This is a genomic window from Paenibacillus sp. LPE1-1-1.1, assembly GCF_040676435.1.
Taxonomy (GTDB): Bacteria; Bacillota; Bacilli; order Paenibacillales; family Paenibacillaceae; genus Pristimantibacillus.
Window position 1 is genome coordinate 767251 of record NZ_JBEGHY010000001.1, and the last position, 14706, is coordinate 781956.

Below are 14706 nucleotides of genomic sequence, written 5' to 3' on the forward strand. Positions count from 1 at the left end.
GTCTCCTTTGTTATTGATTGATTAACTTCTTTAATATCAATAATTTAAAGGAAACTTATTCATCCTGCCGGTACAAATCATGAAAAATCCCCTGTTATGACTCTACGTCATAACAAGGGGTCAGTCGTTCCTTTACTTCTTGTTAGCTGCAGCCCATTCGTCCAGCTGTTTTTGCTTCTCTGCGATGATCTTGTCAATACCCGCTGTTTTTTGCTGTTTAATAAATTCAGGCAGCTTAGCCGCGGGATCGACGGTTCCTGTTTCCAAAGCAATTTTATATTGATTCTGAACGTTCGTCACCGCCGCGATTTCCGTTTTGACGGCGTCGGCATTAAAGGTGAAGCCCAGCGCTTTCGATTTAATAGCGTTTCTGTTAAAATCCGCCAGCTGATTCCACAGCTCCGGGTCATCCCCGTTCCAAATGTGGGACAGGGACTGATTCCCGAACATCCATCCCATTTGCAGATTATAGCCGGAATTCGTTGCATCCACCCCTTGCGGGTAATCGATGACATTGTCGGACACCTTCACGTAATGTTTTTCTTCGATCCCGTAATCCAGCAGATTAATGAAATCTTTATCGGTGTACATCATGTTAAGCAGCATCATCGCTCTCTCCGGATCCTTCGAATTTCTTGCGACGCTCCACATAATGGATGTAATGTTAGACGTCGCAGTAACTGCAGGTCTGAAGTGTACTGACACCATCTCTTTGCCAGTCGTTCTCGATTCTTGGGTCTCTATGCCGGGCTTCATATGAGAGATAAACGAGAAGGCTTTGCCGGATTTAACCAAATTGTATTGCGTCTCGGTGCTTGTAGCGGCATCCTTGGCAATGTAGCCTGCTTCATACCACCTTCTGACCGTATTCAACATTTCCGCATATTCCGGCGTCTCATACATGTTCACGACCTTGAGGCTGTTATCATGACCTGGCAGTACGCCAAATCCATCACCTAAGGTATCAAAGAAGCTGCCTACAAAAATATCCAGAATAGAGATACCGTACTTGACTGTCGGAATGATACCCGGCTCATTATCTTTAATCGTTTTAAATACAGCGTCCAGATCATCCAGCGATTTTATCGCAGCCGTATCGATGTCATATTTATCAACTAAATCCTTGCGCATCGTAATGCCATAGTCCGCAGCCAAATCCCTGATGCTCGGAACGGCATATATTTTCCCGTCAATTCTTGTTGCGTTCAAGAACGCAGGATCAAGGGAATCAAGCGCTTCCGTAACTCCCTGGCCTTGCTCAGCCAAATAACCGTCGAGCTCAAGAAACTGCCCTTTAGCCACATCTTGGCTGTAAGTTCCGAGTCCGCTTACGATCAGGTCTACCTGCTCATTGCCAGACATCATCAACGTTTTTTGCTGCGTCCAAGCTCCAAATCCGATCGGAATCAGCTTGACGGTCGCATTGATTTTTTCCTTCGTCAATTTGTTGATCGCTTCCGAAATCAGCTTCATATCCTTCGGTTCCCCGCCTGCGGGAAATACCATTACTAGCTCGACAGGCTTCAATTCTCCGCCTGCGCTGCCGCTTTCTCCTTCTGAAACGGCTCCGTTGTTCCCGGAACTTGCTGCATTGCTGCCACCGTTGCTGCACGCGCCAATAAGCATGGTCATTGCAAGAGCCAATAACAAAAACATTTTAGCTGCATATTTGTTCTTTTTCATTGATGTGACCTCCCGGTTTCTTTTAATGAAAGCGTGTACACTTAGTAGAATAGATGAAAATGCCGGAGCATACTTTCATATTTCCGACATCCTGTTTTCGATTTTCCGATGTATATGAACATGGGTTTCAAAATCGTTTCCAATTGCAAACCCGCCTTTTCATTTGGTCTTTAATATAGCAAGGGCGGTGCATCCGGATGTCTGCACCGCCCTTTCATCGTTTCGTCATTGCTTTCCAGCCGACGCCCAAGCGTCAAGCTGTTTCTGCTTCTCGGCAATGATCTTGTCTATTCCCGCTGCCTTCAAGGCTTTATTAAATTCCGGCAGCTGCTTCGCAGGGTCTACCGTACCCGTTTCCAGCGCGATTTTGTATTGGTTTGACACGTTCGTTACAGCGGCAATCTCCGTTTTGACCGCATCGGCATTAAAGGTGAAGCCCAGCCCCTTCGACTTCAAAGCGTTTTTGTTAAATGCCGCAAGCTCGTCCCACAGCTCCGGATCATCCCCGTTCCAAATATGGGACAGGAATTGGTTGCCGAACATCCATCCCATCTGCTGGTTATAGCCCGAATTCGACGCATCTACGCCTTCTGGGAAATCGATGATGTTATCCGATAGCTTTGCGTAATGCTTTCCTTCAATGCCATGATCAAATAAATTGATCAGATCTTTATCGGTATACATCAGGTTTAGCAGCATCATTGCTTGTTCGGGATTTTTTGAGTTTCTCGCGATACTCCACATGATAGAGGTAATGTTATACGTCATACTCGCGGCAGGCCTCAAATGGATCGACACCATAGCGGTTCCTGTCAGTTTTGATTCTTGGTTTTCAATGCCTGGCTTCATGTGCGAGATAAACGAAAACGCTTTGCCTGCCTTCACCAAATTGTATTGCGTCTCCGTGCTTGTTGCCGCATCCTTGGCAACGTAGCCTGCTTGATACCATCTTCTCACCGTATTTAGCAGCTTGGCATATTCCGGAGCCTCGTACATATTGACGACTTTAAGTCCATTGTCATAACCCGGAAGCACGCCAAAGCCGTCTCCTAAATTATCAAAATAGCTGTTTAAATAAGTATCGATAATAGAGTTCCCGTACTTTACGGTTGGAACGATGTCAGGCTCATTTTCCAAAACCATTTGAAACACTGCGTCCAAATCATCCAGCGAATGAATGGCTGTTGTATCGATTTTGTACTTGTCTATCAGATCTTTACGCATCGTTATGCCATAATCGGCAGCCAAATCACGGATACTCGGGATGCCGTAAATCTTGCCGCCGATTCTGGCGGCATTCAGAAAATCCGGATCTAGGCTGTCAAGCGCTCCCCTGATCCCTTGGCCCTGTTCGGCCAGATACCCGTCAAGCTCCAGCAGCTGTCCTTTGGACACCTGCTGGCTGTATGTGTTAAGACCGCTGACGATTAAATCGACTTTCTCGTTACCAGAGAGCATCAGCGTCGTTTGCTGCGGCCATGCTCCCCAACCGACCGGAATAAGCTTTACGGTTGTATTTATTTTCTCTTTCGTAATCTTATTGATTTCATCCTGGACAGCCAGCAAATCCTTTGGTTCTACGCTCGCCGGGTAAACCATCGTTACCTCGTAGGCAGCCTTAACGGATTGGTTTCCGCTTTCCGCCGAGTTACCCGCGGAACGGTTCTCTTCCGATGCGCAGCCCGTAACCATTAGGCTTGCTGCAAGCAGCAGCTGCGCAGCCGTCTTGCATGCTTTTCTTTCCAATCCCATCCTGCTCCCCCATGTTCGTTTGTTTCTCTATTATCCTTTTACAGCGCCGATAGTCAGGCCCTTGACGAAATACTTTTGAAAGAACGGATAGGCGATCAACAGCGGGATAACCCCGATCGCGGCCATCGCCATCCGCATGGATGCAAGAGGAATATTAGCCGCGATTTCAGCGCTTCGGCTGCCTGCTTGCGTAGAGCTCTGCAAGAACTGTACATCCAGAAGGATTCGGTTCAACAGGTTCTGAAGACTGTAGTACTGGCTGTCCGTTATATAAATCAAACCGTTGAACCAGTCGTTCCAAAACAGTATGGTGTAAAACAAGCCGACCGTCGCAAGCACCGGCGTTGACAGCGGCAATACGATGCGATAAAAAATTTTCCACTCCTTTGCCCCGTCGATGTAAGCCGATTCGATAATCGCCGTCGGAATCGAGCTCGCAAAAAAAGTGCGCATCAGGATAATGAAAAATCCGTTCATTAGCAAGCCAGGTATGATTAAGGCCAGCATCGTATTTTTCAAGTCGAAATAATTAGTATAGAGCAAATAGGTCGGTACTAGGCCCCCGTTAAACAGCATCGTGAAAAAGACGTAGAAAGCGAGCGAGTTGCGGAACGGCATTTCGAGCCGCGAAAGCGGATAAGCCACCATCGCCGTAAGCGTCAATCCGAGTGCCGTGCCGATCACCGTCGTTAAGACCGTGATGCTGTAGGCCCGGATGATTTCCGAAGAGCTGTTCCATAAATAACCGTATGCGGAGAAGCTTATTTGATCTGGAAAAAAGGCGTAACCGCTGCGAACAAGTTCCATATCGTCAGTTAGGGAAGCGGAGAACAACAGCCAAAACGGCATGACGCAAAAGAACGTGAATACCAGCATGACGATGTTAATGGCCCATTGATAGAGCTTGCCGGATGATTGCATATAATCTCTCCCTTTCTAGAACAACGCGTTGTCTTTGTTATATTTTCTTACGACAGCATTTGATACGATGACTAGAATGAAACCAACAAGCGCTTGGTACAAGCCGGCTGCGGAGGACATCCCGATGTCGCCTAGGTTAATCAAGGCGCGGTATACATACGTATCGATCGTGTTCGTAACCGGCATCAGTGCGCCTGTATTCAGCGGAACCTGGAAGAATAAGCCGAAGTCGGAGTAGAAAATACGGCCGATGGCAAGCAAGGTCATAATCGTGATTACCGGCGCAACGAGCGGGAGTGTTATTTTCAAAATTTGCTGCCATCTGTTAGCGCCGTCAATCGTCGCCGCTTCATAATATTCGCTATCGATTCCAATGATTGCTGCTAAATAGATGATGCATAAGTTACCTACGCCCTTCCATACGCTCACGATGGTTAAGATCCATGGCCAGTACATCGTTTCACTGTACCAAGAAATGGAATCCAATCCCAAGAAAGGAAGCAGGGTCTTGTTCATGAACCCGTTTTCAACATCCAGAAAACCAAGCACCAGGTAGCCTACAATAACCATGGAAATCAAAAAAGGAAGCAGGATCAACGTCTGGTACATTCTGGACAAGAAACGTTTACGGATTTCATTCAGCATAATGGCTAAGGCTAGCGCGATTCCGGTATTCAATAAAATAAAGGAAATATTGTACAGCAGCGTATTCCTTGTAATGATATAAGCATCTGTCGTTTTAAACAAATATTCGAAATTTTTTAAACCGATCCAATCACTGCCCATAATGCCTTTTGCAAAATTGATGTCCTTAAACGCGATGACAATGCCAAACATCGGCAAATAGTTGTTAATCAGCAGGTACAAAAGGCCGGGAAGCGCCATCAGCACCAATGCACGGTATTTCTTTACTTTTCTCATCTCCAATGCGAACGTTGCTTTCTTCTCCATCTTCAATGAGACCTTTTTCATAACGGGGGTTGACGTCTCGGTATTTGCTTGCAAGGGTCTCGACCACCTTTAGCTTTAATTATTTTATTGCTTGGTCTAATACTATCGCAAAGCAAATACACCAACTATTAATAATCCGACATTCAGCTTTCGAGTTTCCGACATGACGGAAAGAGTAAAAAAATGGCCGTCAGAGGCGTTCAATCCTCTAACGGCGCCGTTTTATTGTGATAGACAACACCCTCTGCGGTAATCCTGGGGTGTCATCGAAACTTCTTTTTTAAACAGCGTGGAGAAATATGAAAAGTTGGAGAAACCAACCGTAAGCGCTATATTACTGATGGTCGTATCCGTCATGGACAGCAGCTCCTTCGCCAGACTGATCCGTTCCCTCAAAATATAGTCGGATATCGAAAGCCCCGTTTCTTTCTTGAACAATTTAACGATATAATCCGGGCTTAGCCCTATATAGTCTGCGATGTACTGTCTTGAAAGCTCCTCATCGATGTGAAGCGCGATATACCGCTTGATCTTCTCTACGACGGTTTCATTCGAATCCAATCCCTGAATGTGAACGAGCGCTTTCTCTAATACATCCTTCACCCAATCCTGAAGATCCTTCACGCTGCGTGTCGCAGACAGAATCCGCTCTGGGAGCAAATGGTCCGAGAAAATTTCATCCGCGCGCAGCCCTTGCTGCTGCAGCGTATGCAGGATCATCTGCAGAAAGCTTTGGTAAAACTGCTGCAGCCCCTTGGTTCCCAAGCACTCGATGCGCTTCCATGAATCCAGAAATTGCTGCGACTCGTCGAGCAGCTTTTTCTTATTTCCCTGCTTGATGAGCTCTGACCATACATTCATGGGCGGCAGCGGGATTTGGGATTCTTTCTTCATCCGCTCATCGATTAAGATCACGCGGTCCACGCAATTCACTTGGTTCTTTTTGAACGCCATTAAGTCTTCAACCATATTCCGTACTCCATGCGCCTGTACCGACTTGCCGATCATGCAGGAGAGATGGCAATACAAATAATGATTGCATACCTCGATAAAAGCCTTGCAGCGGACTTTAATTTCCTTGAGAAAATAATCGCAGCCTTCATCAGGCAGCTGGTCCTTCGTGAAGACAATCAGCAGGTGGTCCGGATTAATTCTTACGATCTGTGCGGTCTTGTCTTGTTGAATAACGACCTCTTCCAAGGCGTTGCGCAGCGCGTACTCCATAATTTGCGAGTCCCGTGCCGTTAATGATTTTTCCCAATGCTGAATGCTGATAACGACAGGTAAAAACCTCATGTCCCTGCCATACGGAAGCTTCTGCTTTCCGATGACCTCCATCATTTTATCCAAATTCGAGGGAATCGCTTGACTGAGCACATCCTGCCAAAAACGCTCGTTCTCCCTTGTGGCCGATTCCTTTTCCTTTCTGATCTTCTCGATGAGCTTCGTCATCACCAACTTCAATTCGTCATGGGGAACCGGCTTAAGCAGATATTCGAAGCTGCCCAGCTGCAGCGCTTTCTTGGCATATTGAAAGTCTGCGTGACAGGTCAGGAAGACGCACTCTGTTTGCGGATACTGCTCACGTACCCACTCAAAGAGCTCAAGTCCGTTTCCCTGCGGCATTTCGATATCGCAAATCATCATATCGAACGGCTGGTTATCGAATTCTTCCTTGGCTTGCCGGAGGTTGTGGGCTATGGATACGTTTACTATGCCTAGCTTTTGCCAATCGACGCTCGATTTAATGCCATTCGCAATAACGGCCTCATCATCAACAATTAATAATCGGTACATTCTCTCTACCTCATTTCTCTCGATAAAGGCAAGATCATTTCCACAACAGCTCCATTTTCGTTTGAAAAAGCTATGCCAGCCTTATCTCCGTACAACAAACGCAATCTGCGCCTCACATTCCAGATTCCGATATGCTCGCCCTCCTCATTCATCAGGTTCATCTCCTGATGGAGCATCTGCAGCACATCCTCTGAGAAGCCTCGGCCAGTGTCGCGAATTCGGATGAGCAGCCTATCTTCAGGCATGCAATCGTTTCTCCCGATCTCTATAGCGATATGAGTGGGATCATCCGTATTAATCGCATGCTTGATGGTATTTTCCGCAAAGCTTTGGATGATTAACGGCGGAATGTAACAATCTCGCAGCTCATCTTCGGCGGAAATCGCGTAAGTCAAGCTTCCGGGAAAACGGAAATTTTGGATTTTTAAATAATTTTCGGTATGGCTTAGCTCGTCCTGCAGCAGAACATAATCCGTCTGGCTGCGAAACATAAATCGGAAGTAGCGGATCAGAGAGAAGGAGAGTTCCTGAATTAATCCGTATTTCTTCTCCTGGGCCAAGTAATATACGATATTTAAGCTGTTCAGAAAAAAATGAGGGTTTATCTGAAGCTGAAGTTGCTTAAGCTCTGCTTTCTGGTTAATCAATTGTTCCTCGTAGACGTCAATTTTCAACTGTTGAATATCACAAACCATGCTGTTGAACGTCTCGTTCATCATCTCGAATTCATTGGAAGCCGGTTTATTCGGTATTCTTGCTTCCATATAGCCTTCTTTGATTTTGCGCATCGCCACGACGATCCGGTTGATTGGCAATAAAACGACTCTCCGCAGGAAATAAACGGAAACCAATAGGATCAAGATAGATCCCGTTGCAATTAGCAAAATGATCCTCTGCAAATAAGGAAGCTTTTCTAATATGTTCTGGTCGGGAACGACGGCCACCAGTCCGAATTCACCAATGCCAGACTCCTCGCCAATTACGAGATATTGGTCTTCGGCGCCGGTTAGCCGGTACGTATGGGGCGTGTAGGATAAATCGATTTCATGTTCTTTAAAGAAGGCCGCGTCCTGGAGGGGGGCATTATTTCCGTCCACCAGCAGCGATCTGCCTTCGGTGCCCAGATCGAGAAGATCAAGCGGGCCCATCACATCATCCGCGTTAACGCCTGCTCCTATGTACAAGTTGCCGGCTTTGATAATATGTAAAAGATAATTCTGCCCGTCCATAGGCAGGACGGTCCATGTGTCGTATGGATAGTTCTTCATGGCTTGTTCATCGCCCAGCAGCCCGGAAATGGCTTCCTTAACGGAATCATTATTCGTATAAACGGAGCCCGTCAGCTTAGGCGCGAACAGCAAATCCTGATTCAAAGGAGAATACACGAAGAAATAATCCAATGCCTTGTAATAGGTGGCATTGTCTCTCAGCTCCGTAAAAAGCCATATCCGTTCCAGATTGTACAAATCATCATCGACCTCGGGCAGACGGTCGAGTATATATAAGCCGGTTTCTTCCGCGGCGAATTTGAGTAAGTAATTGTCGATATCCAGCAGCGTAGTATCGATTAAACCCATGTATAGATTTAGCATGTTGCTGTTGGATTGCGCCACTTGGTTACGCACGACATCCATCGAATAAAAGTTGTTATAAATTAGAAATGATACCATCGGCAGCATGATGAGCATAAGTCCTGCTACCAGCTTAAAGCGGAGTGAGTTAAATAACGAACGATTGAATAACTTCAAGTGCCCGAATGCCTCCTTATGCCAGACAAATAAACAATGAGCATTATACCACGATTAGCCGGAGACCGCTCCTTAAAAGATAAGCGATTTCCCATACGAGTGCAGAAAAACCTTTCCAAGTGCTGGAAAGGCCTGCTTTTCTATTCACTATCGACGGATCCTGCGAGGAGGCTATTCGAATTCTACGACCTTGCCCGTTTCCGCCGAGGTATAAATAGCTTCTAAAATCTGCGTGACAACCAGGGCTTGCTCCGGTTTAACGAGCGGCTCTGTATCATTTAGGATGCTTTCAAGCCACTGCCTTGCCTCCTTCACCCCATCTTCCTCTGCTCCTGGACCGAAATAGGCGATCCCGCCGCTAATGGAAGGTTTCGTTTCTACGAGCTGGCCATGCTTGGTGCTGTTAAAGATGACATCGCTTTTGCCAAAAACCGAACTGGCTCTCATTTCTGCTCCGCCTTCCGTTCCGCAAAGCGTAGTCATGGCTTCCTTTGCGTCGGTCGTATTTAGCGCCCATGCCGATTCCAAGAAAATCGTAGCGCCATTTTCCATTTTAATAAATCCGAACGCGGAGTCTTCCACATGATACTTTTCCGGATCCCAAGGCCCCATCATATTGCCTTCGAACTTATCGGACATTTTGTAAAATACGGAGCCTGACACCGATTTCGGCTTATAGTTGTCCATAAACCATAAGGCTAAATCGAGCGCATGCGTGCCCAAATCAATTAAAGGTCCGCCGCCCTGCTGCTCTTTGTCAAGGAATACGCCCCATGTAGGAACGCCTCTTCTGCGAACCGCATGCGCCTTGGAAAGATAGATGTCACCCAATTGGCCTTCGCGGCAAGCTTTATGCAGCACCTGAGAATCGTTCCTGAACCTGTTTTGGTAACCAATCGTCAGCTTCTTACCCGTCCGGTTTGCGGCGTCCACCATTTTTTTAGCTTCTATGGAATTGATCGCCATCGGCTTTTCACACATGACATGCTTGCCTGCCTCGAGCGCATCTACCGTTATGTAGGAATGCTGAAGGTTTGGGGTCAGAACATGGACCACATCGATGGATTCATCTTTTAACAATTCCTTGTAATCGGTGTATACCTTCGCGTTATCACTGCCAAAATTTTTGGCTGCTTTTTGAGCGCTCTCTTCTATGACATCACAGAATGCAACCATTTCGCCCAAATGCGTGAGCTTGGCTAGCGACGGCATATGCTTTTGGTTGGCAATGCCTCCGCATCCGATAATTCCGATCTTCAACTTTCCGTTGTTCATGTTAAACTCTCCTCCTTATGGTCTAAACATATTTCTGAAGCACGATTAAATCATTGCGGATGCTGCCAATCTTGTCATCCGACTCTCCCTCGTTCTCGACAAGCGCATAACGGATATGTCCCATCGCGCGGATCTGCTCGTAGGCCGCGGCGAAATCAAAGATACCCGTTCCGAGATCAACGAAATCACCGGGCCCAATATATTTCCGGTAGACCTCAAAGGGTTCAAGAGCCTCGTCGCCGCCCTGCTGCATCGCTTCCATAATGTTAAGCTGGCCCGCAAGATTTTTGCTTAAATCCTTCTGATGAACAATATCGCAGCGGTCTCCAAGCTTCTCCAGAACGGCAATCGGATCTATGCCTGCGCGCATCACCCACGCAAGATCAATTTCGAATTTCACATAGGATGGATCCGTATTTTGCAAAAGAAGGTCGAACAGCGTTTGATCGCCGATTTTTTTGAATTCATGGGCATGGTTGTGCAGATAGAACTGAAAGCCGCCCTCTTTCATTTTCTTCCCGACGCTGTTCATTTGTTCGGCGGTACGCAGCGTGTCCTCGCGGTCTTTGATCCATACGGAAGGGAGTACGATGTTCTCGCACTCGAGTCCTGCATAATACTTCATAATGGTATCCCAATCATGAGAAATCAGTTCTTGCCCCGGGGCCGTGCCCTCGTGGACAGAAACCGCCTTCAGGCCAAGCTCTTTGAATTTATCCCTAGCCGATTCCATTGGAATCTCGTCGATGTAACGCGTAAAAGTCTTCATGTTAAATCCGACAAGTTCAATATTCACATACCCTGCATCGGCGACCTTCTCCAGCGTGCCAAAGTAATCCTCGCCTAGTTCCCTGTACACAGAAAAAATATTAATGCCCGTTGCGATCGTCATTCGAATACATACCCCCGTCAACATTTAATTTTCAGCACTTCTTGAGCTGTCGTTCTTATTTAATATAATAGAGGAACGCAGCCTTTCTTTCTTTCACGTATCCGTCATTCCTCTATTGAATTTCCGCACTTTTTTTCTTTTTTCAGCTTTCAGCTTATCGGATTTTTTTGGCGCCATTCTATTTGAAATAATAAAATGACTTCACAAAAAAACCTCCCCGCGACTATGCTCGCAACGGAGAGGTTAACTTTTATAAAAAAAACTTATTGTCCAGCTGCTCTGTTAACTCAATTGCCTTGTATGGTACGCTTCAATGCATTGATGTACCCAAGGTGCATGGCCTCATGAAAAACAAAAAAGTTCAACACCTCACCAATGGAATCTAACTCATAACCTTCATATAAGGACAATTTAAGAGGGGTTTCCAGCTTTTCGTCTAAGCGATCCGAAAAAATTTCCTGCATCGCTTGTTTTTGCTCTTTCAGCTGTACAAATAATTCCTGTAAGGACGGAGCGTCAATTGTCCAATTTTTCGGTGAAGTACCGGTTAAAAATAATGATTTGTAATCGGGCGGAAGTTTTGTCGTTAAATTTGCAATGGCAAAGCTTCGATCAGCAGAAGTAAGAATATGGCCAATATTCCATCTTATCGTGTTATTAAATCCATTAGGCATAACATCGGCATCTGCATCTGAAATATCACGAATCGATTTCAATAGGGTATCTCTAGTCATATTAAATTGTTTCAAAATATTAGTCTTAAACATCCGAATCCGCTCCCTCAGCCAAGGTTATTTTAGCTTTCGCCTCTTTGTTACCATGTAAATTTTACCAAATACTTACTCCCAAAGTAAATCACTTTTACGAAATGGAAAAGTCTTTTCAGGTAATATTCTCTATGCCAATCCTATTCTTTGAACGGATAATTCTCTTACAGTTTAGAAGCACGGTATTCAATTCTATCCGATCGACGGGCTTAAGCAAATAATCCAAAACTCGGTATCGAAGTGCTTCCGCCGCGTAATGATAATCAGTAGAGGCGCTGACGACAATCGTCCTTATTTGAGGATAGCGTTCATGCAGGGTTTGCAGCAGCCCAGCTCCGCATGTGCCTGCCATCTGTATATCTGTAATAACGACATGCGGATGCAGCTCCTCCGTTTGGCGAAGCGCATCTTGTCCGTCCCCTGCTTCTCCGACTAGCTCCATTCCAAGCTTTTCCCATTGAACAAACGTTTTAATGATATCTCTTGCCCTGCTTTCACCATCCACAATCAATACTTTAATCATGAAATTCACCTCGGATATTTCTATAAAGACCTTTGTTTCAATGTTCGGTTTACTTTCTCTGAACTGATCAGCATGAAAAGAATAAAGGCCAGTGCGGATACCGGGAACAACGAAATGCTTGCATATGAAGCGATAACACCAAAAAGAGGGGGCAGCAGCGTAGTGCCTGTGTAGGCAACTGCCATTTGATAGCCCATCAATTTAGCCGAGTTTTCTTTTCCGAACCGTTCCGGCGTTTCATGAAGCAGACCCGGATAGATAGGTGCAAGACCTAAGCCGATAAGAATAAATCCAATGAGAGTGAATAGGTCAGGCAATGGCAGCAATAGTATCAGTCCGCCCGTAAGCGCAACGAGCTGGCCGAGCAGAATGAGTACGCGATTGTTCATTTTAAGCGTTATGAATCCGGTGATGAGCCTTCCCGCCGTTATTCCGCCGTAGTACAAAGATATCCAACTAGCAGCGGTTTCCGCAGAAATATTTTTCGAGCCGACCAAGTAGCTAGCCCCCCATAAACCGACCGTTGCTTCAACGCCGCAGTAAAATAAAAAGGCAATGAGCGAAGGCTTAACGCCTTTTATGCGGAGTAGATTGGTATGCCTCATCGTTTCGGATTGCGTTACCATGTTTTTGCTGAGCGGTTCGGCTTTCCCGGCTGATTCGGAAGACTGTTTTAGGGAGGCTACTCGTTTCCATAATGGAAGCGTCGCAAGCAAGACGATTACGAGACCAAATTGGATCATCGCTACCTGCAGATAGCCCTGTCTCCATGAGTTTTGATTCGCAATAAAGTAGGACATAATCAGCGGACCCATGGTCGCTCCTACACCCCAGAAACAATGCAGCCAGCTCATATGATGGGCTTTATAGTGTATGGCTACATAGTTATTGAGCCCTGCATCGACAGCTCCTCCTCCAAGTCCGAGAGGGATGGCCAAAATCAAAAGCCACAACAATGAAGGCGAAAATGAAAAGCCCAGCAGCGCCCCGGCCGTCAAGATACAGCTGATTAAAGTCACCTTGCCTGTTCCGAACTTCTCGATAATAGCGCCGCTGAACAAGCTGAATAGTATGGTTCCGGCTGATACTATCATGGACAGCATTCCCGCCGATTCGAACGAAGCCCCGATTTCAGGATGCATGACCGGCCATGCGGCGCCAAGCAGCGAGTCAGGAATCCCTAAGCTGATAAACGCAAGATAAATAATGATTAGAAACCATGTTGCCATAAGTAAACTCCTTTTAAATGTAAAATAACTCTGTCTGCCTATCCAAGAGTGATCCTTTTCGTTATAGCCCACTTTACTAGAAATTCAGAGCAGACGGGTTTAGCTCCTGTAAGGCTAACCATTTCATGCCCTCTTCGAAATCCTTAATAAACGTATCGGATACGCTAATTTCAGGGAGCGATGGAAGGTTATATTTTGCTATAAACGATTCCCATGCCTGAAGCAAAGCGCTTTCTTCTAAATTTTCGCGATAAATCACGATCTGATCCGGCGCAAGTACAGCATGGAGCGTTTGCATAACTTTACAAACGATCTCTAAGAATTCTTCTGTGGATAACCTTATTTTCCAATCGATGTCCATGGGAAGAAATTTGATTTCTCCCGCCATGCCGTTTTTCCCTTTTACAATTTTTCCATCCAGAAAAATGCCTAACCCCGGTGGAGATTTTTCGGGGAAATAAACACCTAATACGATCTGATTCTCGCTTAACTGTTCTTTGAAGCAATAACCGCTAACGGCAGCATTCACGTCATTCTCCAAAATCACAGGCAAACTAAATTTGGACTGTACCTCTGCCAAAAGGCTGATGCCTTGCAGTTCTTCATGGCTGGTCACTGCAATTTTGTCATTTATGGTCTGTCCGGGAATTCCGATGCCGATCGATTTAATGGAAGGGAATAAAGCAAGAATACGATCGATCATTTCTAAGAAACGATGAAGATCGAACACTTGGATCACATGTTCTTCTCTCATTAAAATGTCCTCGCGTAAATTAACTACCGATGCGAAAATGACGTCGCTGCCTTGTTTTTCATTCAAGTGTATGGCTAGCGCGAGACTGAAATCATAATTGAACCGATAGGTTAACGCTGGTCTCCCTCCGTTCGAGGGAATTGATTTATCTTCTAACAGCTCTCCAAAATCAAGCAGTTCTTTCACAAGCGAGTTGATGGTTACGACGCTAAGCCCCGTCATTGCAGCAAGTTGGGGCTTCGTTGCTATTCCTACCTGCTTCAACACGCGACGCAGATTATTCAAGTTTATTTCTTTCATTAAATTTGCATTGCCTTTCTCCACCATGGCCCTCCTTATTAAAGACATTTAATAAATACACTTTATAAACATACTTTATTTATATCTCGATCCTCCATCGGTGTCAAGATGCGT

12 protein-coding genes are annotated in these 14706 nt (G+C 45.8%); all 12 read right to left on the bottom strand.

The genetic code is table 11. The features are described 5' to 3' along the window. Positions 1-132: 132 nt before the first annotated feature. The gene (locus MRBLPE1_RS03630; RefSeq protein WP_364141634.1) at positions 133-1683 is read right to left on the bottom strand and encodes an ABC transporter substrate-binding protein; all 1551 of its coding nucleotides are present in this window, start codon (positions 1681-1683) and stop codon (positions 133-135) included. A gap of 225 nt (positions 1684-1908) precedes the next feature. Further along, a complete protein-coding gene (locus tag MRBLPE1_RS03635) occupies positions 1909-3435 on the bottom strand; it encodes an ABC transporter substrate-binding protein (protein WP_364141637.1) in 1527 nt (508 codons plus the stop codon). Positions 3436-3465: 30 nt separating this feature from the next. Beyond that, positions 3466-4356, bottom strand: coding sequence for a carbohydrate ABC transporter permease (locus tag MRBLPE1_RS03640; protein ID WP_364141640.1), 891 nt, complete (start codon positions 4354-4356; stop codon positions 3466-3468). Positions 4357-4371: 15 nt separating this feature from the next. Then, on the bottom strand, positions 4372-5277 hold the full coding sequence (locus tag MRBLPE1_RS03645) for an ABC transporter permease (protein WP_414698845.1): 906 nt from the start codon (positions 5275-5277) through the stop codon (positions 4372-4374). A 252-nt stretch (positions 5278-5529) separates the two neighbouring features. Continuing rightward, on the bottom strand, positions 5530-7104 hold the full coding sequence (locus tag MRBLPE1_RS03650) for a response regulator (RefSeq protein ID WP_364141643.1): 1575 nt from the start codon (positions 7102-7104) through the stop codon (positions 5530-5532). 5 nt (positions 7105-7109) lie between these two features. Beyond that, positions 7110-8852, bottom strand: coding sequence for a sensor histidine kinase (locus MRBLPE1_RS03655; RefSeq protein ID WP_364141645.1), 1743 nt, complete (start codon positions 8850-8852; stop codon positions 7110-7112). Positions 8853-9023: 171 nt separating this feature from the next. Continuing rightward, entirely contained in the window at positions 9024-10127 is a 1104-nt protein-coding gene (locus tag MRBLPE1_RS03660; RefSeq protein WP_364141648.1) for a Gfo/Idh/MocA family protein, read from the bottom strand. Positions 10128-10149: 22 nt separating this feature from the next. Beyond that, entirely contained in the window at positions 10150-11019 is an 870-nt protein-coding gene (locus MRBLPE1_RS03665; protein ID WP_364141651.1) for a sugar phosphate isomerase/epimerase family protein, read from the bottom strand. A gap of 287 nt (positions 11020-11306) precedes the next feature. Then, the gene (locus MRBLPE1_RS03670; RefSeq protein WP_364141653.1) at positions 11307-11786 is read right to left on the bottom strand and encodes a DinB family protein; all 480 of its coding nucleotides are present in this window, start codon (positions 11784-11786) and stop codon (positions 11307-11309) included. Positions 11787-11901: 115 nt separating this feature from the next. Beyond that, positions 11902-12309, bottom strand: coding sequence for a response regulator (locus MRBLPE1_RS03675; protein ID WP_364141655.1), 408 nt, complete (start codon positions 12307-12309; stop codon positions 11902-11904). Between the two features lie 20 nt (positions 12310-12329). Further along, on the bottom strand, positions 12330-13538 hold the full coding sequence (locus MRBLPE1_RS03680) for an MFS transporter (protein ID WP_364141658.1): 1209 nt from the start codon (positions 13536-13538) through the stop codon (positions 12330-12332). A gap of 76 nt (positions 13539-13614) precedes the next feature. Then, positions 13615-14619, bottom strand: coding sequence for an ROK family protein (locus MRBLPE1_RS03685; RefSeq protein WP_414698827.1), 1005 nt, complete (start codon positions 14617-14619; stop codon positions 13615-13617). Positions 14620-14706: the final 87 nt, after the last annotated feature.

Coding starts and splice junctions, on each gene's coding strand:
- MRBLPE1_RS03630 (WP_364141634.1), bottom strand. CDS start 1,683: ATGAAAAAGAACAAATATGCAGCTAAAATGTTTTTGTTATTGGCTCTT.
- MRBLPE1_RS03635 (WP_364141637.1), bottom strand. CDS start 3,435: ATGGGATTGGAAAGAAAAGCATGCAAGACGGCTGCGCAGCTGCTGCTT.
- MRBLPE1_RS03640 (WP_364141640.1), bottom strand. CDS start 4,356: ATGCAATCATCCGGCAAGCTCTATCAATGGGCCATTAACATCGTCATG.
- MRBLPE1_RS03645 (WP_414698845.1), bottom strand. CDS start 5,277: ATGAGAAAAGTAAAGAAATACCGTGCATTGGTGCTGATGGCGCTTCCC.
- MRBLPE1_RS03650 (WP_364141643.1), bottom strand. CDS start 7,104: ATGTACCGATTATTAATTGTTGATGATGAGGCCGTTATTGCGAATGGC.
- MRBLPE1_RS03660 (WP_364141648.1), bottom strand. CDS start 10,127: ATGAACAACGGAAAGTTGAAGATCGGAATTATCGGATGCGGAGGCATT.
- MRBLPE1_RS03665 (WP_364141651.1), bottom strand. CDS start 11,019: ATGACGATCGCAACGGGCATTAATATTTTTTCTGTGTACAGGGAACTA.
- MRBLPE1_RS03670 (WP_364141653.1), bottom strand. CDS start 11,786: ATGTTTAAGACTAATATTTTGAAACAATTTAATATGACTAGAGATACC.
- MRBLPE1_RS03675 (WP_364141655.1), bottom strand. CDS start 12,309: ATGATTAAAGTATTGATTGTGGATGGTGAAAGCAGGGCAAGAGATATC.
- MRBLPE1_RS03680 (WP_364141658.1), bottom strand. CDS start 13,538: ATGGCAACATGGTTTCTAATCATTATTTATCTTGCGTTTATCAGCTTA.
- MRBLPE1_RS03685 (WP_414698827.1), bottom strand. CDS start 14,619: ATGGTGGAGAAAGGCAATGCAAATTTAATGAAAGAAATAAACTTGAAT.